We start from the raw sequence: 26967 nt of genomic DNA, 5'->3' as shown, positions 1-26967 counted from the left end.
TTTCTTAAATTTAAAATTATAAAAATTATTTAATTCATATATTATGTTGAAAAATAAATTATATATTAAAACTTGGGGCTGTCAAATGAATGAATATGATTCTTCTAAGATAGCTGATATTATGAAAAATGAATTAAATTGTCAAATTACTAAATCTGTACAGAAAGCAAATATTTTATTATTAAATACTTGCTCAATTAGAGAAAAAGCACAAGAAAAATTATTTCATCAATTAGGAAGATGGAAACTTTTAAAAAAAAATAATCCTGATATTATTATAGGTGTTGGTGGATGTGTAGCTTCACAAGAAGGAAAAAAAATTTTAAAAAGAGCATATTATATAGATATTATTTTTGGACCTCAAACTTTTCATAGATTACCTAAAATGATATATAATGCTCGTAAATTTAAAAAATATTTAATTGATATTAGTTTTCCTAAAATTGAAAAATTTAAATTTTTTCCTTTAAGTAAAACTAAAAAAACAAGTGCTTTTGTTACTATTATAGAAGGATGTAATAAGTATTGTACTTATTGTATAGTTCCTTATACAAGAGGAAAAGAATTAAGTAGATCTTATAAAGATATTATTTTAGAAATTAAAAATTTAGTTTCTCAGGGAGTTAAAGAAATACATTTATTAGGACAAAATGTAAATGCCTATAAATATTTTGATAAAAAAACTAATCAATATTATACATTTGAAAAATTATTAGAATTAATTGCGCAAATTAAAGAAATTAAAAGAATTAGATTTACTACAAATCATCCAAAAAATTTTACTGATGAACTAATAAATATATATAATAAAATTCCTCAATTAGTGAATTTTTTACATTTACCAGTACAAAGTGGTTCTGATAAGATTTTAAATCTTATGAAGAGACAATATAATATTGAAAAATATAAACAAATTATTAAAAAATTAAAAAATGTTAGACCATTAATACAAATTAGTTCAGATTTTATTGTAGGATTTCCAGGAGAAGATCAAAAAGATTTTAATGATACTATTTCTTTAATATTAGATTTAGATTTAGATATGAGTTTTAGTTTTATTTATTCACCTAGACCAGGAACACCAGCTAGTAAAATGAAAGATAATACTAATATTTTAGAAAAAAAGAAAAGATTATATTTATTACAATATTACATTAAAAAACAAACTAAAAAATTTAGTTTTAAAATGATTAATACTATTCAACTAATTTTAGTTGAAGGTTTATCTTTACAAAATCATAAATTTTATGGTAAAACTGAAAATAATAGGATAGTTTTTTTTACAAGCTCTAAAAATTATATTGGTAAATTTGTTAATGTTAAGATTATTGATGCTAATATATATTCTTTGTACGGAGAATTTATATCTTTGCATAAGATGTAATATATAATTTTAATTATTTATGAAATTAAATATTATTTTAAATTATTATAATTTTTGTAAAAATTATAATTATATACCATATAAAAATGATATTTTACATTGGTTATATATAATTTTTATGAAGACTAATATAAAAAAAATTGAAATTACTATTTCTATAGTAGAAAAATTTTATATTCAAAAACTTAATAAAAAATTTTTTCAAATAGACAAACCTACAAATGTTTTATCTTTTTTAGAAAAAAATTATTTTTTTAAAAAAATACTATTAGGAGAAATAATATTATGTAAAGAAATTATTGAATATGAATCATTTTTACAAAAAAAGAAAATAGATGCTCATTGGGCTCATATAATTATACATGCATGTTTACATTTATTAAAATATGATCATCAAAATATTAAAGAAGCTTGTATAATGCAAACAAAAGAAATTAAAATACTTAACTTACTTGGTTATGAAAATCCATATTAATAATTAATACAAAATATTAAATTTATAAAAAAATTTATATAATATATTCAGGAAATGATCTTGCTATGAAAAAAGAATATTCTCCGAAAATAATAGAATTTTATGTACAAAAAAAATGGTCTTTAAAAAAGACTTTTAAAGTAACTGAAGATTATAATAAATCTAAATTTTATTGTCTTTCTATGTTACCTTATCCATCTGGACAATTACATATGGGACATATACGTAATTATACTATAGGAGATGTTATAGCAAGATATCAACGAATGAAAGGAAAAAATGTTTTACATCCAATTGGATGGGATTCTTTTGGTTTACCTGCAGAAATTGCAGCTTATGAAAATAATATTTCTCCTTATGTATGGACTAAAAATAATATTAAAGATATGAAAAAACAATTAAAATTATTAGGATTTAGTTTTGATTGGGATAGAGAGATAACAACATGTGATTCTAATTATTATTATTGGGAACAATGGTTTTTTTTAAAATTATATAAATTAGGTTTAGCATATAAAAAAAATGCTTTAGTTAATTGGTGTAATATAGATAAAACAATTTTAGCAAATGAGCAAGTTATTAATAATCGTTGTTGGAGATGTAATAATATTGTAAAAAAGAAGAAAATTAAACAATGGTTTTTAAAAATTACTAATTATGCAGAAGAATTACTTAATGATTTAAAAAAATTAAATGAATGGCCTAAAAAAGTAAAAAATATGCAAAAAAATTGGATTGGTAAACAAGAAGGAATAAATATTAAATTTCATCTAAAAAAGATGAATTATTCATTTAATGTTTTTATAGAAAAAAAATATATTCATTTTATTAATAATATTAGTTTTATTAAAATTTTATATAATCATCCAATATGTAAAAATTTAATAAAAAATATAAATATACAAAATTTTATTCAAAAATGTAAATTAAATAATATTATAAAAAAAAAGAAATTTTCATCTTTTATAATTCAAGAAATTAACAGTACATTATTTGCATATAATGTTTTTATAAAAAAAAAAATACCAATTATTATTGTTGATTATTTAACAAATATTACAAAAATTAATGCAATGATTGGTATGCCAAGTATTAATAAAAATGATCTAATAATTGCAAAAAAATATAATTTATATTTTAAAAAAAAGAAATTTGTATCAAAAAATAATAATAAATTACTTCATAATTTAATAAATAATAAAATTGCATTTTATAAAAAATATTATAATTTACAAGATTGGAGTATCTCCAGACAAAGATTATGGGGTACTCCTATACCTATGATAATACAAAATAATAAAAAAATTATTCCTTTAAAAAAGGAGGATCTACCTTTAATTTTTCCTAAAAAATTTTTTAATGAAAATATAAAAGATAATTATGATGAAAAAATTAAAAAAAATTTAAAATGGTTTTCTTATAATAAGAATGGTATACAAGGACAAATTGAGACAGATACATTTGATACTTTTCTTGAATCCTCATGGTATTATGCAAGATATACTTGTAGTAATGAAAAAAATAATATGATTAATAAAAAAAAAGCTCAATATTGGTTGCCTGTTGATCAATATATTGGAGGTATTGAGCATGCTATAATGCATTTAATGTATTTTCGTTTTTTTCATAAATTAATGAGAGATGTTGGCTTATTAAATATTGATGAACCAGTAAAAAAATTACTATGTCAAGGAATGGTTTTATCTGATGCTTATTATTATATAGATAATAAAAAAAAATATCATTGGGTTAAATCAAAAGATGTTTTTTTTGATAAAAAAAATAATATTTTTTTTGATAAAAAAGGTAGAAAATTAATTTATCATGGTATGATAAAAATGTCTAAATCAAAAAATAATGGGATTAATCCTCAAAAAATAATTAAAAAATATGGAGCTGATACTTTACGTATGTTTATCATGTTTGCTGCTCCCCCAACTTTAGATTTAGAATGGAAGGAATCTGGTATAAAAGGAATGTATAGATTTTTAAATAAATTATGGAATTTTATTTATCAATATAATAAAAAATATCAAAATAACTTTAAGATTAAAGAAAAAAAATTACTATCTAAATTAGATTATAGTGAAAATCAAATTCTTATTCAAAATTACATAAATAAAACTATTATTAATATTACAAATAATTTTGAAAAAGATCAGTCTTTTAATACGATAATATCTTCTATAATTATTTTGTTTAAAAAAATTTTTAGTTATAAAATATATAATTATATTGATAATATTATAGTTTTTGATGGATTATTAGTAATAATAAAAATGTTATATCCTTTTGCACCACATATTTGTTTTGTATTATGGAAGTATATGGGTAATAATAATGATATAGATTATCAATCGTGGCCAGTAACTAAAAATATTAATATAAAAAAAATAAAACAAGATTTTAATCTTGTAATACAAATTAATGGTAAAAAAAAGTATATCCTTTCTATTCCGGGAGAATATCGTAAAAAAAATAATAATATTAAAAATTACATATTAACAAATAATAAGATTTCTACATTTCTAATAAATATTAAAATTTTAAAAACAATATATATACCATATAAAATTTTTAATATAGTAACAAAAGAATAAATACATGAATGATAAAATATGTAATAATTTTTATATCAATATGTATAATAAAAGATATTATTGCTATATTATAGCAGGTGATGAATTATTTTTTTTGAAAAAAAATTTAAATTTATTATTAAAAAAATTATTGAGTTTAAATTTTATTAAAAAAAAAATTATTATTATAGATAATAAGATAATTTGGAATAAAATTTTTTCTGAACTTATTATAAAAGATTTTTTTTGTACGAAAAAAATTATACATTTACTTTTTTTAAATAAGAATATTTTTTTCCAATGTCAAAAAAATATTATTTTTTTATTAAAAAATATAGATAAAAATAATATTCTTATTTTAGAAATTCATGATTATATAAATTTTAATATAGAAAAATTAATAAAAAATATTATAAATAATGATAACTGTTTATTTATAAAAAATAATAAATTAAATAATTATCAATTAGATAATTGGATTAATTTATCTTTTAAAAGATTAAATCTAATTATAGATAAAAATTTAATTTTTTTATTAAAAAATTCTTACGCAAAAAATTTAACTTTGTTAAATCAAATTATTAATGATTTATATATACAAAAAAAAAATAATAATCATATTTTATATAAAAATTATTTTAATTTTTTCTCCTATTTAAAAGAGGAAAATTTTATTGATTATATTTTAATAGGAGACTTAAAAAAAAGTTTTCAATTAATTACACAAATAAAATATCATAAATCAAATATTTTTTTAATTTTAAATAAATTATACAAAAATATTTTTCTAATTTTAGAAATATATAAAAAATATAAAAAAAAACCTACTAATTTAATTTTTAAAAAATTATCAATACCTGTATCAAAACAAAAAATTTTTATAAAATTTTTAAATAGAATTAATTATAAACAATTATTTTTAATAATAAAATTCTTACTAAAAATTGAAATAAATATTAAAAGTTTTATAATAAAAAACTATACAGAAAAATATTTTTGGATAGATTTAGAAAAATTAATTTTATTAATATCATAAAATATTTTTAATTATATAGGTATGAAATCATTATGAATGTAAATAATAATTTTTTACAAAATCATATAATAAAATCAAAAATTCTAACAAAAAGAATTAAAATATTAATTAAAATATTTTTAATATTTGTATTAATCGTAATATACAATTTATATTATTTACAAATTTTATCTTATAAAAAATTTAAATTAAAAGCTGAACAAAATTATGTAGGATTTTTTTTTTTAAAACCAAATAGAGGATTAATTTATGATAGAAATGGTATAATTTTAGCTAAAAATATAAATTTTTATCAAATTACAATTAAATATAAAAATTTTGAAGATTTCTATATAAATTTTTTTATTTTACAAAAAATATTAAAATTAGATATTAATCAATGTGATTTTTCTAATTTTATAAAAAAACAAAAAAAACAATATCCTTCAAAACCAATTATATTAAAAATTGATTTAGATCATAAACAAATATCAAAATTTTTAGTAAATAAATTCAATTTTCCTAATATATCATTTAAAATTTATCAGAAACGTTTTTATCCTCAAAGTGATATTTTTGCTCATGTAGTAGGTTATATAAATTTTCTTGATCAAAAAAATATAATTTTTTTAAAAAAAAAACATTCTGTAGAAAATTATAAGGATAATTCCAGTAAAGGTATAAATGGTATTGAAAGATATTATAATAATATATTATATGGTGTTCCTGGTTATCAAAAAATTGCAGTAAATAATAAAGGTATTTTTTCATATAATATATATGAAAAAAAAGCTTATACAGGTAGTGATATTTATTTAACACTTGATTATAATTTACAAAATTATATTCACTCATTAATGAGTGATAAAAAAGGTGCTGTTATTATTAGTGATACAAAAAATGGAGAAATTTTAGCTATGGTTTCAACACCTAGTTTTGATCCTAATATTTTTATAAATAATTTAGAAAAAAATAATATAGATTTTTTATTAAAAAGTAACGATGATTTATTAATTAATAGAACTATTCAAGGAATTTATCCTCCAGCTTCTACTGTAAAACCATATATTGCTTTAATAGCATTAAATTTAAATTTAATAAATAAAAATACTATATTATTTGATCCAGGATGGTGGAAAATTCCTAAATTTAATACAATTTATAAAGATTGGAAAATTAATGGTCATGGATATTTAAATATTATAAAAGCATTACAAGAATCATCTGATTCTTTTTTTTATAAAATAGCTTATAATATAGGAATAAATACAATATATAAATGGATGATAAAATTTGGTTATGGAAATATAACAAATATTGATCTTTTTAATGAAAAAAAAGGTAATATACCTAATAAACAATGGAAAATGAAAAATATACATGTACCCTGGTATATAGGCGATACTATTTCAGTAGGTATAGGACAAAGTTATTGGAATGCTACTCCTATACAAATACATAATGCATTAACTATACTAGTAAATAATGGAATTAGTATTCCTTTACATATCTTAAAAAAGATAAAGCTAAATAATATTTTTTCTTATTATTCATCACCAAAATATAATAGAGTTATTATTTTACCTATTGAATACTGGAATATAATAAAAAAAGGAATGTATAATGTAGTTAACCATAAGAATGGTACTATTTATAAGTATTTTTCTACTGTTAAAAATTATAAAGTAGCAGCCAAAACAGGAACTGCACAAGTTTTTAATTTAAAAAAGAAAAAAAAATATAATATTCATATAATAGAAAAAAAATTAAGAGATCATAAACTTCTTATATCTTTTGGTCCATTTAATAAACCTAGAATAGCTATGACTATAGTTATAGAGAATAGTGATACTACTGTTTCAGTTGGAGATGTTTCAAGAAAAATTTGGGATTATATTTTTATACATCAAGAAAAATTTTTAAATTAAACTATTAAATTATATACTTTTATTATGAAAAAAAAAAAAATTAATTATTTTCTTAATTCTATATTACATATAGATCTAATATTAATAATGTTAATAACCTTAATTTTAATTATTAGTTTATTTATAACATGGAGTGCAACAGGATTATACCATTATAATTTTATTAAACATAAAATAATTCAAATTTTTATAGGTTTTATAGTAATGTTAATTGCAGCACAAATACATCCAGATATTTATGAAAAATATTCTGTTTTATTTTATTGGTTTTGTATTATTTTATTAATTGCTGTAGAATTTTTTGGGCATACTACAAAAGGAGCACAAAGATGGTTAAATATATATTTTGTTAAATTTCAACCATCTGAAATGGTAAAAATAGCTGTTCCCCTAATAATTTCTCATATTATGAATAAAATACAATATCCTATTAACATCAAAACATTTTTAAAAGTTATCATCATTATCCTAATACCTACAATATTAGTAGCAAAACAACCAGATTTAGGTACTGCAATATTAATTAGTTTGTCTGGTATAATTATTATATTTTTATCTGGTTTATCATGGAAAATAATCATAAATAGTACTATTTTATTTATAATTTTTCTCCCTTTTGCATGGATGTTTTTACTACATGACTATCAAAGAGAAAGAATGTTAATGTTATTAAAAACACATTATGATTTATTAGGAATAGGATATCATATTTTTCAATCTAAAACTGCAATTAGTTCTGGAGGTTTATTGGGTAAAGGATGGTTACACGGGACACAAACACAATTAAATTTTTTACCAGAAAAACATACTGATTTTGTTTTTTCTGTATTAGCAGAAGAATTTGGTTTTGTAGGATCATTATTTATAATTTTTATATATTTATTATTAATAATACGAAGTTTATATTTAGCCTTTCAATGTCGTAATTTTTTTAATAAACTAATAATTAGTGGTATAACATTTATGTTATTTTTATGTATATTTATTAATATTAGTATGGTGAGTGGTCTACTCCCTATAGTAGGTATTCCCTTACCATTTCTTAGTTATGGAGGTACATCACTTGTAGTTATTATGGCTAATTTTGGAATTATTATGTCTATGTATACTCATGATAAAATATAATTTAAACAAAATTTTTATTTTTTAATATATTGAAAATAGGATATATAAATATGTATAAAATATTTAATTTTAGTCCAGGTCCTGCTACCATACCTTATGAAGTGTTAAAACAAGTACAAAAAGAATTAATTAATTGGAATAATTTAAATGTTTCAGTTATGGAAATTAGTCATCGTAGTAGCGATTTTATAAATTTATTACAAAATATGAAAAATGATTTAAGAGAATTAATTCATATACCAGAACAATATGATATATTATTTTGTCAAGGAGGAGCTAGAACACAATTTGCTGCAATACCTATGAATCTATTATATTATAATGAAACAGCTGATTATGTAAATATTGGTCATTGGTCTTTACAAGCTATAAATGAAGCAAAAAAATATTGTTTACCCAATATTATTAATCCAGTAAAAAAAAAAAAGGATATATTTTATATAAAAAAAATAAAAAATTGGCATTTAAGTTCAAATTCAAAATATATACATTATTGTCCTAATGAAACTATAGAAGGTATTGCAATTAATGAAGAACCTGAAGAACCTAAATTAAAAAATAAAATTATTATAGCTGATTTATCATCTTTAATTCTTGCAAAAGAAATAAATATCAAAAATTATGGATTAATATATGCAAGTGCACAAAAAAATATTGGTACTGCAGGATTAACTTTAATAATTATTAGAAAAGATTTAATTTATCAAAATACTAAAAAACGTAAAGAAATACCTTCAGTATTAGATTATAATATTATATCTAAACATAATTCTATGTTTAATACACCTCCTACATTTTCTTTATATTTATCTAGCTTAATTTTAAAATGGTTAAAAAAAATAGGAGGAATTAAATATATTAGTAAAATAAATCAAAAAAAATCAAAATTATTATATAATGCTATAGATCAAAGTAGTTTTTATATAAATAAAATAATACCTTCTAACCGGTCTATAACAAATGTTACTTTTTCTTTACAAGAACAAAAAAAAGAAAGTTTTTTTATAAAAAAAGCTCAAGAAAATGGATTATATTATTTAAAAGGACATAAAATAATAGGAGGATTAAGAGCTTCTATATATAATGCTATGCCTATAGAAGGAGTAAAAAAATTAATAAATTTTATGCGTGATTTTGAAAAAAATTACGGATAAATGTTATGATAAATTTAAAATTTAATTAATTAATATATAATGAAAAATATTTTATTTTTAAAACCAGTAAAAAAAATTCAAGGTACTATAAAGTTACCAGGATCAAAAAGTATTTCAAACAGGGTATTATTATTATCTGCTTTATCAAAAGGAAATACTGAATTAGTAAATCTATTAGATAGTGATGATGTACAACATATGTTAAATGCATTACAAAAATTAGGAATTAATTATACTTTATCAAATAACAAAAAAAATTGTTTTATAATAGGTAATAATGGATATTTTAAACCTATAAATAAAATAAAACTTTATTTAGGTAATGCAGGAACTGTAATAAGACCACTAACAGCATTATTATCGTTAAATAATACTTGTGATATTATTTTAACCGGTGAACCTAGAATGAAAGAAAGGCCTATAAAACATCTTGTAGATACATTAAAAACCGGAGGTGCTAAAATTAGTTATTTAGAAAATAAATACTTTCCTCCTATACACCTAAGGGGGGGTTTTAAAAATTATATTAATAATAATCTTGTAATAGATGGTTCGATTTCAAGTCAATTTTTAACTTCTTTATTAATTATAAGTCCATTATTAAATTATGATACATTAATTAATGTAAATGGTCATTTAGTATCTAAACCATATATAGATATGACTATTAAACTAATGAAAATTTTTGGTATTAATGTAAATAATAATAATTATAAACAATTTAAAATTATTGGTAAACAAACTTATATTTCTCCAAAAAAATATGTCATTGAGGGAGATGCATCTTCTGCATCATATTTTTTAGCAGCTGCTGCAATTAAGGGAGGTACAGTAATTTTAAAAAATTTAAATAATAAAAGTATTCAAGGTGATATAAAATATGTAAATATTTTAAAAAAAATGGGTGCCATAATCTCTTATGGTTCAAATTATATTAGTTGTACAAAAAAAGGTATTTTACAATCCATTAATATGGATTTAAATGATATTCCAGATGTAGCTATGACACTAGCAGTAGTAAGTTTATTTGCTAAAGGTATTACAACTATTAAAAATATATATAATTGGAGAGTAAAAGAAACTGATCGTTTAACAGCAATGTCTAATGAATTAAAAAAAACTGGAGCTATTATTATTACAGGTAAAGATTTTATTACAATTAAACCTCCTAAATATATTAAAAAAACTATTATTGAAACCTATAACGATCATCGTATAGCTATGTGTTTTTCATTATTATCATTATCTAAAAATCCTGTAATTATTATAAATCCTAATTGTACTACAAAAACATATCCAAATTTTTTTACAGAATTTAAAAAAATTAGCCATTATTATTAAATAATAAATGATTTTAGTATATGAAAAAATATAATATATAGTTGCAGAAAAAAATTATTAATGTTATATACATATATATTATGTATATAATATTTAATTTTCTCATAAAAGGAATGTATGAGTTTTTATTTAATAAATAATACTTAATATGATTTAAGTTAATATTTATTTTAAAATATTTAAAAGTTACTAATATGAATGAATGTTTTGCTAAATTATTTGAAAAATCATCGAAAAATAAAATTATTAATTTAGGATCTATTGTTTCTGGAACTGTTATTGCTATTGAAAAAGATGTTGTTTTAGTAGATGCAGGTTTAAAATCAGAATCTTATATTCCTATTTCACAATTTAAAAATATAAAAGGTGAACTTGAAATTAAAATAGGTGATGTTATAGACTTAGCACTAGATTCTATAGAAGATGGATTTGGTGAAACTATTTTATCTAGAGAAAAAGCTAAAAGACATGAATCATGGTTATTTTTAGAAAAAGCTAATATAAATAAAAATAATATTAAGGGTATCATAAACGGTAAAGTTAAAGGAGGATTTACAGTAGATCTTAATAATATTAGAGCTTTTTTACCAGGATCTTTGATTGATATTAGACCTATTAGAGATACTTCTCATTTGGAAGGAAAAGAATTAGATTTTAAAGTAATAAAATTAGATAAAAAAAGAAATAATGTTGTTGTTTCTAGAAAAGCAGTTATAGAATCAGAGAATAGTGTTGAAAGAAACTTATTACTTAATACCCTATATGAGGGTATGGAAATAAATGGATTAGTAAAAAATCTTACTGACTATGGAGCGTTTGTTGATTTAGGGGGAGTTGATGGACTTTTACATATTACAGATATGGCATGGAAAAGAGTAAAACATCCTAGCGAAATTGTAAATATTGGAGATAATATTAAGGTTAAGATATTAAAATTTGATAAAGAAAAAGTACGTGTTTCATTAGGATTAAAACAATTAGGTGAAGATCCATGGAAATCTATATCTAAACGTTATCCAGAAAATAGTAAATTAATAGGACGTGTAACTAATTTAACTGATTATGGGTGTTTTGTTGAAATTCAGGAAGGTATTGAGGGATTAGTACATGTTTCTGAAATGGATTGGACAAATAAAAATATACATCCTACGAAAATAGTGTCTGTAAATAGTAAAGTTGAAGTAATGGTATTAGATATTGATGAAGAAAGAAGAAGAATTTCTTTAGGTATTAAACAATGTACTGTTAATCCTTGGTTAGAATTTGCTAAAAATTATAAAAAAGGTGACTGTGTTAATGGAAAAATTAAATCAATTACAGATTTTGGAATTTTTATTGGTTTAATTGGAGGAATAGATGGTTTAGTACATTTATCTGATTTATCTTGGACAAATAATGGAGAAGATGAAATTCTTAAATATAAGAAAAATGATATTATTACTGCTATGGTTTTACAAGTAGATTCAGAAAGAGAAAGAATTTCTTTAGGTATTAAACAATTAACAGAAGATCCTTTAAATTATTATATTTCAGAATATAAAAAAAATAATTTAATTACAGGTGTTATTACGAATATAGATAATAAAAACATTAAATTAAAACTTAATAATGGAATATTAGGTAATATTAAATTAAATGAATATAAAAATAGAATTGAAAATATCATAAAATATTTTAAAATAGGACAAAAAATAGAAGGTAAAATTAGTAATATTGATCGTAAAATTAGGATTGTTAATATAACTATTAATATCAAATCCATAGAAAGTAAAATTATTAAGAAAAATAAACATAATAATTTTTCGAATATTATGACAGAAGCTTTTAAAGCAGCTAAAAAAATTTGAATAGTTAATATGAAATATAAAATTATCCCTGTTACTAATTTTAATCAAAATTGTTATTTAATATGGTGTACAAAAACATTTCAAGCAGCACTTATCGATCCTGGAGGAGAATATAAAAAAATTTTAATTATATTAAAAAAATATAAGTTAAAGATAACTAAAATTTTAATTACTCACGGTCATTTAGACCATATTGGTGCAGCTTATATTTTATCTAAAATATTAGATATACCTGTTTTAGGTCCTCATAGAGAGGATATTTTTTGGATCAAGAATATAAAATTACAAAATAAAATGTTTAATCTTCCATGTTGTAAATTTAAAAATAATATATGGTTAAAAAATAATCAAAATATTTTTATAGGAAAAATTAATTTTCATGTATATCATCTTCCTGGACATACACCTGGTCATATAGTGTTTTTTAATAAATCACATCATGTAATAATTTCAGGTGATATTATTTTTAAAAATAATATAGGCAGAACAGATTTACCTAAAAGTAATTTTTATATTTTAAAAAAATCTATAAAAAAAATATTATCTTTATCAAAAGATAAAGATAATATTATATTACCAGGTCATGGAAAAAAAACTTCTATTTTTGAAGTAAAAAAATTAATTTAAAAATAAAATAACTATTTTTATAGGTTTATTTCTTTATTAAAAATTTTAAAATTAAAAAAATAACTATATATTATCATTATCATAACATATAAAATTTTTATAATTAAATTAAAATTTATAAATCAAACCGATACCAAATAAATTATGATGAAAAATATGATTAGTATTTATATATCTGTTATTTTTACTTAATAAATTAATACGATAGCTTATATAAGCAGATAAATTTTTATTAAATTTATATATTGTATCAACAGATACATATTTTACAAAATTAATATTTCCTCCATCAAAATGTCTACCCCCAGGTATATTACTTCCTTCAGATTGCACATAAGAAACAATAGTTTGTAATTCATTACTAAATTTGTATTGTCCAATGATTTCTAAATTTTTAATTTTATGAGCAAATAAATATCTATAATCAGCTAAATATATTAATGAATTATAAGCTTCACTAAAAACAGCTGCTAAATAAATATTATTTTTTTCGTATTTTGCTCCAATTGCAAAAGCTTTAATATTGTTATTATTTTTATCGTTTTCTTTTTCGTTATTATAACTTTTTTCTTTTATAAGAAAGATTTTATTATTTTTATTATTTATTTTTAAAGCATTAAAATAAGAATATATAAAACTAACTCCAGAATCTCCTAATTTATAAGAAATAGAAGTACCCCATCCATGTCTATTTTTTTCTTTATCTATATAAATATCTTGTTTTTCTAAATTACTATAAAAATCTTCTTTAGGGATATATAATCCTTTGTATTGTAAAGCAAAATTTAGTCCTTTAATTAAATTAAAAAAATTTTTATTTCTATAAGTTATAAGATTATTTGTTCTTCCAAACATAAATTTATCATTATTATTATACATAAATTCATCTGTAAAAAATAAACTTTTTTTTGCATAAGAAGTTACATCATATAATATTCCATAATTTCTTCCGAAATCTATAGAATTGTTACCATTATTAAAACTTAATCCTATTAAACCTAAACGCATTGATGGAAAAACGTTACTATCTATTTCTTTTTGATTTATTGGTAAACTATATTCAAATTGTGCATAACCATAAACATTATTAGATATATTTGTTATCCCCTTAAATCCTAAGATAACATTTGATATAGTATTTTGATATTTTCTTAAAATATTTACATCATTATTAGCATAAGTTCTTTTAATTTCTAAGGATTCATATAAATCCATTTTTTGTCCATTTTTATTATAAATTTCATTAGCATGAACAATACTAATTGAAAATAATAAAAGTATTAAAATTTTAAATATACCAAATCTCATAATTTTTTATCCTTATTAATAATATTTTAAATCTAGTTAGTAATAAAATTTATAAAAAATTATCTTTTTTTATTAAAATCTTGCATTATATGGAGTTCTTGGAAATGGAATAACATCTTTTATATTATTTAAGCCAGTAATATAAGATAATAATCTTTCAAAACCTAAACCAAATCCAGAATGAGGTACTGTTCCATATTTTCTTAAATCACGATACCACCAATAATGATTTTTATTCAATCTTAATTCTTTTAATCTTTTATCTAAAAAATCAATTCTATTTTCTCTTTGAGAACCCCCGATAATTTCACCTATATCAGGTAATAATATATCCATAGATGCTACTGTTCTATTATCATCATTTAAATACATATAAAATGCTTTAATTTTTTTAGGATAATTAAAAATTATTACTGCATTATTAAAATATTTATTGGTTAAATATTTTTCATGTTCTGAAGATAAATCATTACCCCAAATAATAGAATTTAAAAATTTTTCTTTACAATTTTTTAAAATATTAACAGCTTCAGTATACTCAATTATATTGAATTTATTTAATATAATTTTTTCAATTTTATAAAATAAATTTTTTTCTAATTTATTAGATAAAAAAGTAATTTCTTTTTTATGAAAATTAAGAAAATATGTAAAAATTTTTTTTAACATTTTTTCTGCAAATTTCATAATATTTTTTAAATTAGTAAATGCTATTTCTAATTCTAACATCCAAAATTCTGCTAAATGACGTTTAGTATTTGAATTTTCAGCCCTAAAAGTAGGTCCAAATGTATATACTTTAGACATAGAACAAGCATAAGTTTCTAAATTTAACTGTCCAGAAACAGTTAAAAAAGATTCTTTACCAAAAAAATCTTTTTTAAAAATATTTATATTTTTTTTATATTGAATATTTTCAAAATCTAAAGTAGATACTTTAAACATTTTACCTGATCCTTCAGTATCTATAGTTGTAATTATTGGAGTATTTATACAAAAAAAATTTTTTTTATTTAAAAAATTATGTATAAATAAAGCTATATTATGTCTAATTCTTGTTATGCAACTAATTATTGTTGTCCTAGAACGTAAATGAGATACTTCTCTTAAATATTTTAAACTATGTTTTTTAGGAGAAATAGGATATTTTCCTGGATTTTCAACCCAACCTAAAATTTCTATTTTTGTAGCATATATTTCATAATTTTTTTTATTTTTAAGAGAAAATTTTAGTTGCCCAGTAACTTTTAAAGAACAACCACTGGTAATAGATAAAATTTCATTTTTATAATTATATAATGTATTATTAGCAATAATTTGTATATCATATATATATGATCCATCATATAAATTAATAAAAGAAATTCCTAATTTTGAATGTCTTTTATTACGAACCCATCCTCCTATTGATATTATTTGATTAATTTTAAATTTTCCAGTTACTAATTCTGATATACTAGAAATTAAACACATTATTATTTTCTCTTAACTTAAAAATTTTAAAAATTTTTTAAAATATTTTATTTCATATATTTTAATTTATAAAAATTATAATTTCAATTATTTTTATTTAAATTTAAAATATTAAATATATTTTTTCCCATTTAAATATATAAATTTATATAGTTTTTATTTATTACAAAAAAAAAATTTTTATTAATTTAGATAATAATAAAAGTTTATTTCTACTTTTAAATTTTTTAAATAATGTTTTTTATGGTTTTTTAATAAGAAAAAAAAGAAATTAATTATTATTAATAATTTATTGTTAGTAATTAATTTTATATTATTTATAATAACCATGTTTATATTTTTTATTAAAAATATTTTAGTTCAAAACTTATATATATATTTATATCTTAGCATTATTTTAATTCATTAATATCATTAATTAACAATATGTTTTTATTTTAGAAAGTTTATGAAACTAAAATTTTAATATTTTAAAAAAAATTATGAAAACATTTCTATATTATAAAAATATTATTATGCAATAATATGATACTAATTTAATTTATGAATTAAAAGAATAATTTATATAAAATCTCAATTATATTATTTTTAAGTTACTACTACATTTTTTTTAAAAAATTTTTCTATTTGTATAAAAATGCTATAAATAGATAAGAATAATGTATTTCAAATTGTAAATTAATAATAATTTTAATATTTTTAACAATTTTATATTAACTATATCTATCTATAGATAGATAGTTCCTTTATTATTATTAGTAATATTTATTATTGATAATAAATTAGTAGTATCTAAATTTTTTTATTTATTCAATATAAATAAACAATTATATTAAACATATTTATTTCTTTATAATTAAGATAATTTTAATTATTTTTTTTAAAATCATGATTAATTTTATGAACTATTTTAATACCTAAATCTTTAAAATTTTCAATTTGAGATATTATATTTCCTTTTCCTAAAAATAATTTTTTTATAGATGAATTATAATTCATTTGTAATTTATCTATATTTTTTTCTAAAATATACATATCATCAATAAATAATCGAATTTTATTATATAATTTTGTTGCTCTATCAACAATTAATAAAGAATTTTTGTTTTGTTTTTCAAAACGCCATAAATTTTCTATAATTCTTAAAGAAATCATTAGAGTTGTAGGACTAACTAACATAATATTTAATTTTAAAGCATCATATAAGAGTGAGGGTTTATAATTTATAGCTAAAGATAATGCAGATTCAATAGGAATAAACATTATTATATAATCTAATGTTTGTAAATTAGATAAATATTGATATTTTTTATTACTTAATAATTTTAAGTGATTACGTATAGCTATAATATGATCATTTAATGCTTTTTTTTGTTTTATTTTATTATCAGTATTAAAATAACGTTCGTATGCTATTAATGTCATTTTAGAATCTATAATAATTTTTTTATTATAAGGTAAATTAACTATTACATCAGGTTGTATTTTTTTTATATTATTTAATTCAATTTTTTTTTGTATTTCATATTCATATCCTCTTCTTAAACCAGAAGATTCTAAAATTTTATTTAATACTAATTCTCCCCAAATACCTTGTATTTTATTATTTCCTTTTAATGCATTAGTTAAATTAATAGCTTCATTTGAAATATGTATATTTAATTTTTTTAAATTTTTAATTTCATGAATTAATATATTTCTTTCTTTAGATTCATGATATAAATTTTTTTGCAATTGTTTTTGTAATGATTCTAATTTTTCATTTAAAGGATAAATAATATTTTTAATATTATTATTATTATATTGATTTATTCTATTTTCACTTTTTTCTAAAATATTATGAGCTAAATTTTTAAATTCTGTATTAAAATAGTTATTTTTATCATAAATAATTTTTTCTTTTTTATTAAAAAAAATAGTAGTTTCATTTAATCTAACTTGTAATTCTTTAATTTTAATTTTTAAGTCTATGATTATTTCTTGTTTTTCAAAAATAATTTTATTTAGATGTTTATTTTCTATTTTAAATTTTTCTAAAAATTCAATTTTTTCATTTTTTTTTATTAATTCAAAATGTAATTCTTGGTTTGTATTTTTTATTTTATTTAAATATTTTTTATATAAAAAAAATATTATTGTAAATAATAATATTAAAAAAAAAATATAATTTTTATACATTAACATTTTTAAATCCTCATAATAAATTTTTATTTAAATATTTTTAGTAATAAAATTTTAAATAAAAAATATATTTTAATTGACTTTTTTTTATAAATATGAATTAATTGTATTATAAATAGGCTTGTAGCTCAGATGGTTAGAGCACACCCCTGATAAGGGTGAGGTCAGTGGTTCAAATCCACTCAAGCCTACTAAAATAAAATATAGGGGCTATAGCTCAGATGGTAGAGCATCTGCTTTGCACGCAGAGGGTCAGCGGTTCGATCCCGCTTAGCTCCACATAATATGTAAATCTATTTTTTTAAAAATAAAAATTTTATCATTTTATTTTTTAAATAAGTAATATGTTTTTGATTTGTCATATTAAGTTTTTTTTCATTAATAATTTTAGTTTGATGCAAAATCCATTTTTCCCAAGCATTTTTAGATATATGATTATATATAATTTTACCAATATTACCTGGATATACTTTATTATGTAATTTTTCTAATTTACACTGATAATAAATACAAAAAATTTTTTTTATCATAAAATTTTTTCTTATTTAATGTATATTATTATTTAATAATATAATATTATATTAATTAATTATTAATATAACATATAATTTTATATGAATTTTTATATTAAAAGTTTTAATTGTCGTTTTAGAAAACTAAAAAAATCTAAAAAAATATTTTTTGATAAATATTTTTATGATATTAATATTAATTATAAAAATGAATTAATAAATTTCCATAAAATTTTTAAAAATAAATTACCTATTATAATTGATATTGGTTTCGGTATAGATAGTAATATTATAAATCTTGCAATGAATAATCCTAAATATAATTTTATTGGTATAGAAGTATATTTACCTGGAGTTATCAAATGTTTAAAAAATATTATTAATAATAAAATAAAGAATCTGAAATTGATTTACTATGATGTTTTTTTTGTATTTAAAAATATGATACCAAATTGTTCTATTAAAATAGTTCAATTATATTTTCCAGATCCATGGCCAAAAAAAAAACATCAAAAAAGAAGATTATTACAACAAAATTTTTTAAAAATTATTTATTCTAAATTAATTAATAATGGTTTATTATATATAGTTACTGATTGTAAAAATTATAAAGAAAGTATCAATCAAAATATAATAAATTTAAATAATAATTCTTCTTTATTTAAAGAATCAAATTATTATAAAGATATATATAAAAATTTTAATTTATTTACATTAAAAACTAATTTTTTAAATAAAGCAAGAAAAAAAAATAAAAAAATATATTTTATAGAATATCAAAAATAAAATTATTTAAATAAATATTTCTAATAAATCATTTAAGTATAAATATCCTTTATTTGTAATATACCAAAAATTATTATCTTCTTTTAAGTATCCTGATTTGATTGACTTATTAATTAAAGGTATAATTTTTATGATTTTTATACCAGTAAAATAAAAAAATTCTTGTTTATAAATTTTTTTGTATAATCTAAAACGATTTAAAAAAAATTCAAATATTATATCTTTATGTGATAACCTTCTTATAGAAGAAATAAAATTTCTATTCATGTATTGTTTAATGTTATTATTTTTAGTAATTCTAATAATTTTATTATTTGATAAAGTAATTTTACTATGTGCACTACATCCAATACCTAAATAATTACCAAAATACCAATAATTTAGATTATGTATACACTGATATTTATTATTTTTTACAAAAGAAGAAATTTCATATTGAAAATACTTATTTTTAGAAAAAAATTTTTTACCTTGTAAAAATATTTTCCATAAAAAATCATTACTTAATAAATTTCTTGGTTTTTTTTTATAAAAAATAGTATTTTTTTCAATAGTTAATTGATACCATGAAATATGATTTGGTTTAAAAGAAATTATTTTACATAAATCTTGATAAGATTCATTTAATGATTGTCCTGGTATACCGTAAATTATATCTAAATTAAAATTACGAACATTATTTTTCTTTAAAATATTAATAGCGTTTATAGCTATTTCAGATGAATGTAATCTACCTAATATTTTTAAATTTTTATTATTAAAACTTTGAATACCAATAGAAAAACGATTTATACCAATATTAATATAATCTATTATTTTTTTTTCAGATATAGAAGTAGGATTTATTTCAATAGTAATTTCTGCTAATTCTAATATATAAACTCTTTTTTTTATTTCTTTTAAAAGAAAAGATATATATTTTGTACATATCAAACTTGGTGTACCTCCTCCAAAAAAAATACTTTTAATATAAATTTTTTTTTTCAAAAAAGATAAAGTTTGATCTAAATCTAATAATAAACTATTTATATATTGAAATTGTAATTTTTTATTTTTTTTTATAAAATTTTTTGAAAAAAAATCACAATAAGGACATTTTTTCAAACACCAAGGAATGTGAATATATAAACTATAATATTTATTCAAAAAAATCATATTTTAAATTAAAAACCAAAATTGTGGAAATAAGTCAATTAATAAATTATTTAAAAAATATAATATTATATTAATAACAAATAAAATAATATTTAAATAATAAATATCTGGAAATATTATTTTTATAGAAGAATATATTTGATTAACAAATATTTCTAAAATTTCATTAAGATTTAAAAATCTTATATTAATATAATTTAATATTAAATATGTAGTAATAATATAAAATATAAAGCATCCAACAATTTTCAATAATATTAATATACTAACTAAAAAATATGTTTTTATACTGTGATCAAATAAACTTTCATGTTGTAGTAATATTACTATAGGATATTTCAATAATAAAAAAAAGAAAACTAACATTATATATATTAATTTATTATTTTTTATAGGAAAAATTTTTTTAATATATTTTGTACATATATCTGTTAACATTATAATAAATCTTATAAAAGAATTATAATAATTATTAATAGAATAATAAATCCATAGTCTTAATAAAAAAATTAATATTATAATGTTCATTAAATGTTTATATAAACATATAATTTTAATCATAAAAAACTCCAAAATATATAAAATATTTTTACAAAAATATTTTATTCAGAATGTTTATTTATTATTCTCAAACCAACTTTGTAAAATAATTGATGCTGATAATGAATTTATATCACTTTTTTGTAAAGTTTTCCAACCTCCATTAGTAAATAAAATATCTTTAGCTTCAACTGTACTTAATCGTTCATCATGAAATTCAATATTGTTAATATGAAATTTTTTTTTTATATGAATAGCAAATTTTTTAACTAAAATAGTAATATATTGATTACTACCATCCATTTGTAATGGTAAACCAATAATAATTTTAATTGGTTTCCATTGATTAAATAAATCATTAATTTTTATCCAATTAATTACACCAGATTTTTTATTTTTGATAACCTTGAGTGTATGTGCTATACGTATAATACTTTGACCTACTGCAACACCTATATTTTTAGTTCCATAATCAAAAGCTAACAATGTCATTTTAAAATTCTTTTATATATAATTTATAATATTTATGAATTATATTATACCATTAATAATTTTTATCTAATATTTAAATAAATTTTTTATTTTAAATAGTTTTTTTCATTTTATAAATATAAAAATATTGCTTTATTTATACATTATAAGTCATAATAATATAATTATTTTTATTAAATCATAATAGGTCTCTCAATATATATATGTTTTATAGAGAGTTACTTTAATTTTTAAATAGGAGATTCTGGTCTTATGCAGAACCAAAGGATCCGTATTCGTCTAAAAGCATTTGATCACCGTTTAATTGATCAATCAACAGCGGAAATCGTTGAAACTGCTAAGCGTACTGGTGCTCAAGTTCGTGGTCCTATACCTTTACCTACTCGTAAAGAAAAATTTACAATATTGATTTCTCCTCATGTAGATAAAGATGCTAGAGATCAATATGAAATTCGTACTCATAAACGTTTAGTCGATATTATAGAACCCACAGAAAAAACTGTAGATGCATTAATGAGATTAGATTTAGCAGCTGGAGTTGATGTACAAATTAGTTTAGGTTAAAAACAAAATATATTCAATATAATAGTGGAGTATATAATATATGATTGGATTAATAGGTAAAAAAATGGGAATGACTAGAATTTTTACTGAAGAAGGTATATCTATTCCAATAACTGTTATACAATTTGAAAATATCCGAGTAACACAAATTAAAACTATTTTAAATGATGGATATAATGCTATTCAAATGACTACAGGTTTTAAAAAAACTAGTCGTATAAATAAAGCTGAAATAGGACATTTTTTAAAAGCTAAAACTGAAGCTGGTTCTATTTTATGGGAATATCGTATTCAAGATTATAGTATCAATAAATTTTATGTAGGTCAAAAAATAAATATTGATATTTTTAAACAAATAGTTAAAGTAGATGTTACTGGTTTTTCAAAAGGAAAAGGATTTGCTGGTACTGTAAAAAGATGGAATTTTAAAACACAAGATTCTAGTCATGGAAACTCTCTTTCACATAGAGTTCCTGGTTCTATTGGACAAAATCAAACTCCAGGAAAAGTATTTAAAGGAAAAAAAATGGCTGGTCAGTTAGGAAATAAAAAAATTACTATACAGAATTTAAATATTATAAAAGTAGATTTAATTAAAAATCTTTTACTTATTAAAGGAGCTGTACCAGGTTATACAGGTAGTAATGTAATTGTAAAACCAGCAATAAAAAATTTAAATAAATAATAAATATACTAATTTTAGGATGTATAATGGAACTTATAACAGAAGATACAAAAGATAAAGTTATAGTTTCAGATATTATTTTTAATAGAAATTATAACAAAATATTAATACATCAAGTTATAGAATCTTATAGAACAATAGGTAGACAAGGAACTAAAGCACAAAAAAATAAAGGAGAAGTAAGAGGTTCTAATAAAAAACCATGGAGACAAAAAGGCACAGGAAAAGCAAGAGCAGGATCTAGAAAAAGCCCTATTTGGCGTTCTGGGGGGGTAACTTTTGCTGCAAAAAATAAAATTTATAATAAAAAAATTAATAAAAAAATGTTTCGTAATGCATTAAAAAGTATTTTTTCAAAACTAATTAAAGAAAATAGAATTCTTTTATTTAAAGAATTTACAATAAATAAACCAAAAACTAGAATTTTAGTTAAAAAATTACAAAAATACTTATCACAAAAAATAATGATTATTACTACATTAGTTAATAATAATTTATTTTTAGCATCTCGTAATTTATATAATATTAAAATTACAAATTCAATAAATATTAATCCTGTTAATTTAATTAATTCTAATAAAATAATTATAACTATTAATGCTATTAAACATATAGAAGAGTTGTTAAAATGAGTTTAAAAGAATTTGATTTTAAAATTATTAAAGGTCCACATATATCTGAAAAATCTTCTTTAGTTAAAGAAAAGACAAATACAATAATTATTAAAGTTTTAAAAAAGGCAAATAAAATAGATATTAAAAGAGTAATAAAAAAAATATTTAATGTAAAAATAAAAAATATTAACACCCTAATTATTAAGGGAAAAAGAAAAAAAAACAAAAAATGTAAATTCAAAAAAGAAAATTGGAAAAAAGCATATATAACTTTAGAAAAAAATCAAAAAATTAATTTTAATACAAATAAAAAATTATAAAGGTTAAAATTAAAAAATGATAGTTAAAAAATATAAACCTACATCTCCTGGTAGGAGACATATGATTCGAGTAGTAAATAGTTTTTTATATAAAGGTAAACCTTTTTACCCTAAAATAGTAAAAAAAAATAAATCAGGTGGAAGAAATAATCATGGTAAAATTACAACTCGTCATATAGGTGGTGGTCATAAAAAATTATACCGAATTATAGATTTTAAAAGAAATAAAGATAATATTCCTGCTATAGTAGAAAGAATAGAATATGATCCTAATCGTTCTGCTAATATTGCTCTTATTAAATATAAAGATGGAGTAAAAACATATATTTTATCTCCAAAAAATTTAAAAATTGGTGATATAGTAGAATCAGGAAAAAATGTTAGTATTAAAATTGGTAATACATTACCTATAAAAAATATTCCTGTTGGAAGTATTTTACATAATGTAGAAATAAAACCTGGTAAAGGTGGACAAATAGCTAGAGCAGCTGGTACATATGTTCAATTAATAGCAAAAGAAGAAACTTACATAAGTTTAAGATTAAAATCTGGAGAAATACGTAAAATAAAATCTAATTGTAGAGCAACATTAGGAGAAATTGGTAATAATGAACATATGTTAAAATCTTTTGGTAAAGCAGGAGCAAAACGATGGAAAGGAATAAGACCTACAGTAAGAGGAACAGCAATGAATCCTATTGATCACCCCCATGGGGGAGGTGAAGGTAAAAACTTCGGTAAGCATCCTGTTACTCCTTGGGGTATTAAAACAAAAGGTAAAAAAACTAGAAAAAATAAAAGAACAGAAAAATACATTATAAAACATCGTAATACTTAATATAAAAAAAGGTAATAGAATGTCACGTTCTTTAAAAAAAGGTCCTTTTATAGATAAACATTTATTTAAAAAAATTGAAAAAGCAATATTAAACAAAGATAAAAAACCATTAAAAACATGGTCTAGACGTTCTACTATATTTCCGAATATGATTGGATTAACTATAGCTGTACATAATGGTCGTCAACATATTCCAATATATATCACTAATGAAATGGTTGGTCATAAACTAGGTGAATTTTCTCCAACACGTACATATAGAGGACATACAGCTGATAAAAAAATTAAAAAAACATTAAAAAAATAAAATATTATATAATAAGTAGGAAAAAATGGAAATTTTATCAAAATATAAATACGCTCCTTCTTCTACACAAAAATTAAGAATTATAGCTAATTTAATTCGAGGAGAAAAGATATCTAAAGCTTTAGATATCTTAAATTTTTCAAATAAAAAATCTGCTGTTTTAATAAAAAAAACATTAAATTCAGCTATATCTAATGCTGAACATAATTATGGCATAGATATAGATAACTTATTAATAAAAAAAATTTATATAGATTTAGGTACTAATATGAAACGTATTATGCCTAGAGCTAAAGGTAGATCAGATAGGATTTTAAAATATACAAGTCATATTACTATTATTTTAACAGATAAAACATAATTGGAGATAATTATAATGGGTCAAAAAACACATCCTAATGGTTTAAGGTTAGGAATAAATAAAATATGGAATTCTGTTTGGTTTGCTAATAAAAAAGATTATGCAAATTATTTATATAGTGATTTTAAAGTAAGAGAATTTTTAAAAAAAAAACTAGCAAAAGCATCTATTTCTAAAGTTATAATAGAAAGACCATCTAAAAGTATTAGGGTAAATATTCACACAGCACGTCCTGGTATAGTTATAGGTAAAAAAGGTGAAGATGTAGAAAAACTTAGAAAAATAATTTCAAAAATTACAAAAGTACCTGCACAAGTTAATATTACAGAAGTCAGAAAACCGGAATTAGAAGCAAAATTAGTAGCTGATATTATATCTACACAATTAGAAAAAAGAATTATGTTTAGAAGAGTTATGAAAAGAGCAGTGCAAAATTCTATGAGATTAGGAGCAAAAGGAGTAAAGGTAGAAGTTAGTGGTCGTTTAGGGGGCACAGAAATTGCACGTACAGAATGGTATAGAGAAGGAAGAGTACCATTACATACTTTAAGAGCAGATATTGATTTTAGTTTATCAGAAGCTCATACTACCTATGGTATAATAGGTATTAAGGTATGGATTTTTAAAGGAGAGATTTTAAAACATGATTTAACAAAAAAAATTAATTTTACAAAAAATTTTACATATAATTCTTATAAAATGAAAAAAAAAAGGAATACAAATAAAAAAGGAGATTAATAGTATGTTACAACCAAAACGTACAAAATTTAGAAAAATGCAAAAAGGAAGAAATCGTGGTGTTATTATAGGTATGAATATTCATTTTGGTACTTATGCTTTAAAAGCTATACAGCGAGGAAGAATAACTTCTAAACAAATAGAATCAGCAAGAAGAGCTATTAGTCACTCTATGAAAAGACAAGGAAAAATATGGATTAGAATTTTTCCAGATAAACCTATAACAGAAAAACCTTTAGAAGTAAGAATGGGAAAAGGTAAAGGTAATGTTGAATATTGGGTATCTTTAATTCAACCAGGAAGAATTTTATATGAAATTGATGGAATTTCAGAAGATCTAGCTCGTCAGGCTCTAAAATTAGGTGCAGCAAAATTATCTGTTAAAACAATTTTTTTAAAAAAATAAAATTAATATTATATGAAAATAACTGAGCTTTTAAAAAAAGAAAATCAAGAATTAGAAAATGAATTGTTAAGTTTATCTAGAGAACAATTTAATTTAAAAATTCAATTAGCATTAGGAAATTTAAAACATACTCACTTATTAAAAAAATCTAGAAAAAATATTGCAAGAATAAAAGAAATTTTATTTCAAAGAAAAAAGAAAGGATTATAAAT

The 26967-nt window shown here is 19.5% G+C and carries 28 protein-coding genes and 2 tRNA genes; 23 read left to right on the top strand and 7 right to left on the bottom strand.

Going from position 1 to position 26967, the window contains the following annotated elements:
- Positions 1-43: 43 nt before the first annotated feature.
- From miaB to GJT93_RS01430, 10 genes are all read left to right on the top strand, one after another.
- On the top strand, positions 44-1384 hold the full coding sequence (gene miaB, locus GJT93_RS01475; RefSeq protein WP_168821845.1) for a tRNA (N6-isopentenyl adenosine(37)-C2)-methylthiotransferase MiaB: 1341 nt from the start codon (positions 44-46) through the stop codon (positions 1382-1384).
- Positions 1385-1403: 19 nt separating this feature from the next.
- Positions 1404-1859, top strand: a complete 456-nt coding sequence (ybeY, locus tag GJT93_RS01470) for an rRNA maturation RNase YbeY (RefSeq protein WP_168821844.1) — start codon at positions 1404-1406, stop codon at positions 1857-1859.
- A gap of 65 nt (positions 1860-1924) precedes the next feature.
- Complete coding sequence (locus GJT93_RS01465) at positions 1925-4459, top strand: class I tRNA ligase family protein (RefSeq protein WP_168821843.1); 2535 nt, start codon at positions 1925-1927, stop codon at positions 4457-4459.
- A 4-nt stretch (positions 4460-4463) separates the two neighbouring features.
- Entirely contained in the window at positions 4464-5474 is a 1011-nt protein-coding gene (gene holA / locus GJT93_RS01460; RefSeq protein ID WP_168821842.1) for a DNA polymerase III subunit delta, read from the top strand.
- A 32-nt stretch (positions 5475-5506) separates the two neighbouring features.
- On the top strand, positions 5507-7381 hold the full coding sequence (gene mrdA / locus GJT93_RS01455) for a penicillin-binding protein 2 (protein WP_168821841.1): 1875 nt from the start codon (positions 5507-5509) through the stop codon (positions 7379-7381).
- 24 nt (positions 7382-7405) lie between these two features.
- Positions 7406-8506, top strand: a complete 1101-nt coding sequence (gene rodA / locus GJT93_RS01450) for a rod shape-determining protein RodA (RefSeq protein WP_168821840.1) — start codon at positions 7406-7408, stop codon at positions 8504-8506.
- A 50-nt stretch (positions 8507-8556) separates the two neighbouring features.
- Positions 8557-9660, top strand: coding sequence for a 3-phosphoserine/phosphohydroxythreonine transaminase (gene serC / locus GJT93_RS01445; protein ID WP_168821839.1), 1104 nt, complete (start codon positions 8557-8559; stop codon positions 9658-9660).
- A 39-nt stretch (positions 9661-9699) separates the two neighbouring features.
- On the top strand, positions 9700-11001 hold the full coding sequence (gene aroA / locus GJT93_RS01440; protein WP_168821838.1) for a 3-phosphoshikimate 1-carboxyvinyltransferase: 1302 nt from the start codon (positions 9700-9702) through the stop codon (positions 10999-11001).
- A gap of 194 nt (positions 11002-11195) precedes the next feature.
- Positions 11196-12848: a 30S ribosomal protein S1 gene (rpsA, locus tag GJT93_RS01435; RefSeq protein ID WP_168821837.1), complete on the top strand. Its 1653-nt coding sequence runs from the start codon at positions 11196-11198 to the stop codon at positions 12846-12848.
- Positions 12849-12857: 9 nt separating this feature from the next.
- On the top strand, positions 12858-13475 hold the full coding sequence (locus tag GJT93_RS01430; protein ID WP_168821836.1) for an MBL fold metallo-hydrolase: 618 nt from the start codon (positions 12858-12860) through the stop codon (positions 13473-13475).
- Between the two features lie 108 nt (positions 13476-13583).
- On the opposite strand, the gene GJT93_RS01425 is transcribed toward GJT93_RS01430, so the two are convergent.
- The 3 genes from GJT93_RS01425 to rmuC all read right to left on the bottom strand — a co-directional run bounded on the left by GJT93_RS01425 (position 13584) and on the right by rmuC (position 18434).
- The gene (locus tag GJT93_RS01425; protein WP_168821835.1) at positions 13584-14783 is read right to left on the bottom strand and encodes a porin; all 1200 of its coding nucleotides are present in this window, start codon (positions 14781-14783) and stop codon (positions 13584-13586) included.
- A gap of 72 nt (positions 14784-14855) precedes the next feature.
- Entirely contained in the window at positions 14856-16256 is a 1401-nt protein-coding gene (gene asnS / locus GJT93_RS01420; protein WP_168821834.1) for an asparagine--tRNA ligase, read from the bottom strand.
- 867 nt (positions 16257-17123) lie between these two features.
- Positions 17124-18434: a DNA recombination protein RmuC gene (gene rmuC, locus GJT93_RS01415; protein WP_168821833.1), complete on the bottom strand. Its 1311-nt coding sequence runs from the start codon at positions 18432-18434 to the stop codon at positions 17124-17126.
- A gap of 120 nt (positions 18435-18554) precedes the next feature.
- Here rmuC and GJT93_RS01410 point away from each other — a divergent pair.
- Positions 18555-18628: transfer RNA gene (locus GJT93_RS01410), tRNA-Ile, on the top strand.
- Positions 18629-18643: 15 nt separating this feature from the next.
- Positions 18644-18716, top strand: a tRNA-Ala gene (locus GJT93_RS01405).
- 14 nt (positions 18717-18730) lie between these two features.
- On the opposite strand, the gene GJT93_RS01400 is transcribed toward GJT93_RS01405, so the two are convergent.
- On the bottom strand, positions 18731-18967 hold the full coding sequence (locus GJT93_RS01400; protein ID WP_168821832.1) for an oxidative damage protection protein: 237 nt from the start codon (positions 18965-18967) through the stop codon (positions 18731-18733).
- 84 nt (positions 18968-19051) lie between these two features.
- Between GJT93_RS01400 and trmB the strand changes: the two genes are divergently transcribed.
- On the top strand, positions 19052-19735 hold the full coding sequence (gene trmB / locus GJT93_RS01395) for a tRNA (guanosine(46)-N7)-methyltransferase TrmB (RefSeq protein WP_168821831.1): 684 nt from the start codon (positions 19052-19054) through the stop codon (positions 19733-19735).
- Between the two features lie 6 nt (positions 19736-19741).
- Here the strand turns inward: trmB and hemW are convergent, their stop codons facing one another.
- The 3 genes from hemW to ruvX are packed head-to-tail and all read right to left on the bottom strand — an operon-like array spanning position 19742 to position 21922.
- A complete protein-coding gene (hemW, locus tag GJT93_RS01390) occupies positions 19742-20890 on the bottom strand; it encodes a radical SAM family heme chaperone HemW (RefSeq protein WP_168821830.1) in 1149 nt (382 codons plus the stop codon).
- A 3-nt stretch (positions 20891-20893) separates the two neighbouring features.
- Complete coding sequence (locus GJT93_RS01385) at positions 20894-21451, bottom strand: hypothetical protein (protein ID WP_168821829.1); 558 nt, start codon at positions 21449-21451, stop codon at positions 20894-20896.
- A gap of 54 nt (positions 21452-21505) precedes the next feature.
- Positions 21506-21922 carry a Holliday junction resolvase RuvX gene (ruvX, locus tag GJT93_RS01380; RefSeq protein WP_168821828.1) on the bottom strand — a complete coding sequence of 139 codons (417 nt, stop codon included), beginning with the start codon at positions 21920-21922 and terminating at the stop codon, positions 21506-21508.
- A 252-nt stretch (positions 21923-22174) separates the two neighbouring features.
- On the opposite strand from ruvX, the gene rpsJ reads away from it, so the two are divergent.
- From rpsJ to rpmC, 10 genes are read left to right on the top strand one after another with little or no spacing between them, the layout of a single operon-like run.
- Entirely contained in the window at positions 22175-22486 is a 312-nt protein-coding gene (gene rpsJ, locus GJT93_RS01375; protein WP_168821827.1) for a 30S ribosomal protein S10, read from the top strand.
- Positions 22487-22526: 40 nt separating this feature from the next.
- Positions 22527-23171 (top strand): 50S ribosomal protein L3, encoded by a 645-nt coding sequence (gene rplC, locus GJT93_RS01370; RefSeq protein ID WP_168821826.1) that lies wholly within the window; start codon positions 22527-22529, stop codon positions 23169-23171.
- A gap of 26 nt (positions 23172-23197) precedes the next feature.
- Positions 23198-23803 (top strand): 50S ribosomal protein L4, encoded by a 606-nt coding sequence (rplD, locus tag GJT93_RS01365; protein ID WP_168821825.1) that lies wholly within the window; start codon positions 23198-23200, stop codon positions 23801-23803.
- Positions 23800-24105, top strand: coding sequence for a 50S ribosomal protein L23 (rplW, locus tag GJT93_RS01360; protein WP_168821824.1), 306 nt, complete (start codon positions 23800-23802; stop codon positions 24103-24105). Before rplD ends, rplW begins: the two co-directional genes overlap by 4 nt.
- Positions 24106-24121: 16 nt before the next feature.
- Entirely contained in the window at positions 24122-24943 is an 822-nt protein-coding gene (rplB, locus tag GJT93_RS01355) for a 50S ribosomal protein L2 (protein WP_168821823.1), read from the top strand.
- Between the two features lie 19 nt (positions 24944-24962).
- Positions 24963-25250, top strand: coding sequence for a 30S ribosomal protein S19 (gene rpsS / locus GJT93_RS01350; RefSeq protein WP_168821822.1), 288 nt, complete (start codon positions 24963-24965; stop codon positions 25248-25250).
- A gap of 25 nt (positions 25251-25275) precedes the next feature.
- Positions 25276-25611, top strand: coding sequence for a 50S ribosomal protein L22 (gene rplV / locus GJT93_RS01345; RefSeq protein WP_168821821.1), 336 nt, complete (start codon positions 25276-25278; stop codon positions 25609-25611).
- 15 nt (positions 25612-25626) lie between these two features.
- Positions 25627-26349, top strand: coding sequence for a 30S ribosomal protein S3 (rpsC, locus tag GJT93_RS01340; RefSeq protein WP_168821820.1), 723 nt, complete (start codon positions 25627-25629; stop codon positions 26347-26349).
- Positions 26350-26353: 4 nt separating this feature from the next.
- Positions 26354-26755, top strand: a complete 402-nt coding sequence (rplP, locus tag GJT93_RS01335; RefSeq protein WP_168821819.1) for a 50S ribosomal protein L16 — start codon at positions 26354-26356, stop codon at positions 26753-26755.
- Positions 26756-26767: 12 nt separating this feature from the next.
- The gene (gene rpmC / locus GJT93_RS01330) at positions 26768-26965 is read left to right on the top strand and encodes a 50S ribosomal protein L29 (protein WP_168821818.1); all 198 of its coding nucleotides are present in this window, start codon (positions 26768-26770) and stop codon (positions 26963-26965) included.
- Positions 26966-26967: the final 2 nt, after the last annotated feature.

This window comes from Enterobacteriaceae endosymbiont of Donacia provostii (genome assembly GCF_012570145.1).
Lineage (GTDB): Bacteria > Pseudomonadota > Gammaproteobacteria > Enterobacterales > Enterobacteriaceae.
The sequence above is the reverse complement of the archived record's forward strand: the minus strand, read 5'-3'. Positions and strand labels throughout refer to the sequence as shown.

Bases quoted from the DNA above. Each gene is read 5' to 3' on its own strand.
- miaB (WP_168821845.1), top strand. From the start codon at position 44: ATGTTGAAAAATAAATTATATATTAAAACTTGGGGCTGTCAAATGAAT.
- ybeY (WP_168821844.1), top strand. From the start codon at position 1,404: ATGAAATTAAATATTATTTTAAATTATTATAATTTTTGTAAAAATTAT.
- GJT93_RS01465 (WP_168821843.1), top strand. From the start codon at position 1,925: ATGAAAAAAGAATATTCTCCGAAAATAATAGAATTTTATGTACAAAAA.
- holA (WP_168821842.1), top strand. From the start codon at position 4,464: ATGAATGATAAAATATGTAATAATTTTTATATCAATATGTATAATAAA.
- mrdA (WP_168821841.1), top strand. From the start codon at position 5,507: ATGAATGTAAATAATAATTTTTTACAAAATCATATAATAAAATCAAAA.
- rodA (WP_168821840.1), top strand. From the start codon at position 7,406: ATGAAAAAAAAAAAAATTAATTATTTTCTTAATTCTATATTACATATA.
- serC (WP_168821839.1), top strand. From the start codon at position 8,557: ATGTATAAAATATTTAATTTTAGTCCAGGTCCTGCTACCATACCTTAT.
- aroA (WP_168821838.1), top strand. From the start codon at position 9,700: ATGAAAAATATTTTATTTTTAAAACCAGTAAAAAAAATTCAAGGTACT.
- rpsA (WP_168821837.1), top strand. From the start codon at position 11,196: ATGAATGAATGTTTTGCTAAATTATTTGAAAAATCATCGAAAAATAAA.
- GJT93_RS01430 (WP_168821836.1), top strand. From the start codon at position 12,858: ATGAAATATAAAATTATCCCTGTTACTAATTTTAATCAAAATTGTTAT.
- GJT93_RS01425 (WP_168821835.1), bottom strand. From the start codon at position 14,783: ATGAGATTTGGTATATTTAAAATTTTAATACTTTTATTATTTTCAATT.
- asnS (WP_168821834.1), bottom strand. From the start codon at position 16,256: ATGTGTTTAATTTCTAGTATATCAGAATTAGTAACTGGAAAATTTAAA.
- rmuC (WP_168821833.1), bottom strand. From the start codon at position 18,434: ATGTATAAAAATTATATTTTTTTTTTAATATTATTATTTACAATAATA.
- GJT93_RS01400 (WP_168821832.1), bottom strand. From the start codon at position 18,967: ATGATAAAAAAAATTTTTTGTATTTATTATCAGTGTAAATTAGAAAAA.
- trmB (WP_168821831.1), top strand. From the start codon at position 19,052: ATGAATTTTTATATTAAAAGTTTTAATTGTCGTTTTAGAAAACTAAAA.
- hemW (WP_168821830.1), bottom strand. From the start codon at position 20,890: ATGATTTTTTTGAATAAATATTATAGTTTATATATTCACATTCCTTGG.
- GJT93_RS01385 (WP_168821829.1), bottom strand. From the start codon at position 21,451: ATGATTAAAATTATATGTTTATATAAACATTTAATGAACATTATAATA.
- ruvX (WP_168821828.1), bottom strand. From the start codon at position 21,922: ATGACATTGTTAGCTTTTGATTATGGAACTAAAAATATAGGTGTTGCA.
- rpsJ (WP_168821827.1), top strand. From the start codon at position 22,175: ATGCAGAACCAAAGGATCCGTATTCGTCTAAAAGCATTTGATCACCGT.
- rplC (WP_168821826.1), top strand. From the start codon at position 22,527: ATGATTGGATTAATAGGTAAAAAAATGGGAATGACTAGAATTTTTACT.
- rplD (WP_168821825.1), top strand. From the start codon at position 23,198: ATGGAACTTATAACAGAAGATACAAAAGATAAAGTTATAGTTTCAGAT.
- rplW (WP_168821824.1), top strand. From the start codon at position 23,800: ATGAGTTTAAAAGAATTTGATTTTAAAATTATTAAAGGTCCACATATA.
- rplB (WP_168821823.1), top strand. From the start codon at position 24,122: ATGATAGTTAAAAAATATAAACCTACATCTCCTGGTAGGAGACATATG.
- rpsS (WP_168821822.1), top strand. From the start codon at position 24,963: ATGTCACGTTCTTTAAAAAAAGGTCCTTTTATAGATAAACATTTATTT.
- rplV (WP_168821821.1), top strand. From the start codon at position 25,276: ATGGAAATTTTATCAAAATATAAATACGCTCCTTCTTCTACACAAAAA.
- rpsC (WP_168821820.1), top strand. From the start codon at position 25,627: ATGGGTCAAAAAACACATCCTAATGGTTTAAGGTTAGGAATAAATAAA.
- rplP (WP_168821819.1), top strand. From the start codon at position 26,354: ATGTTACAACCAAAACGTACAAAATTTAGAAAAATGCAAAAAGGAAGA.
- rpmC (WP_168821818.1), top strand. From the start codon at position 26,768: ATGAAAATAACTGAGCTTTTAAAAAAAGAAAATCAAGAATTAGAAAAT.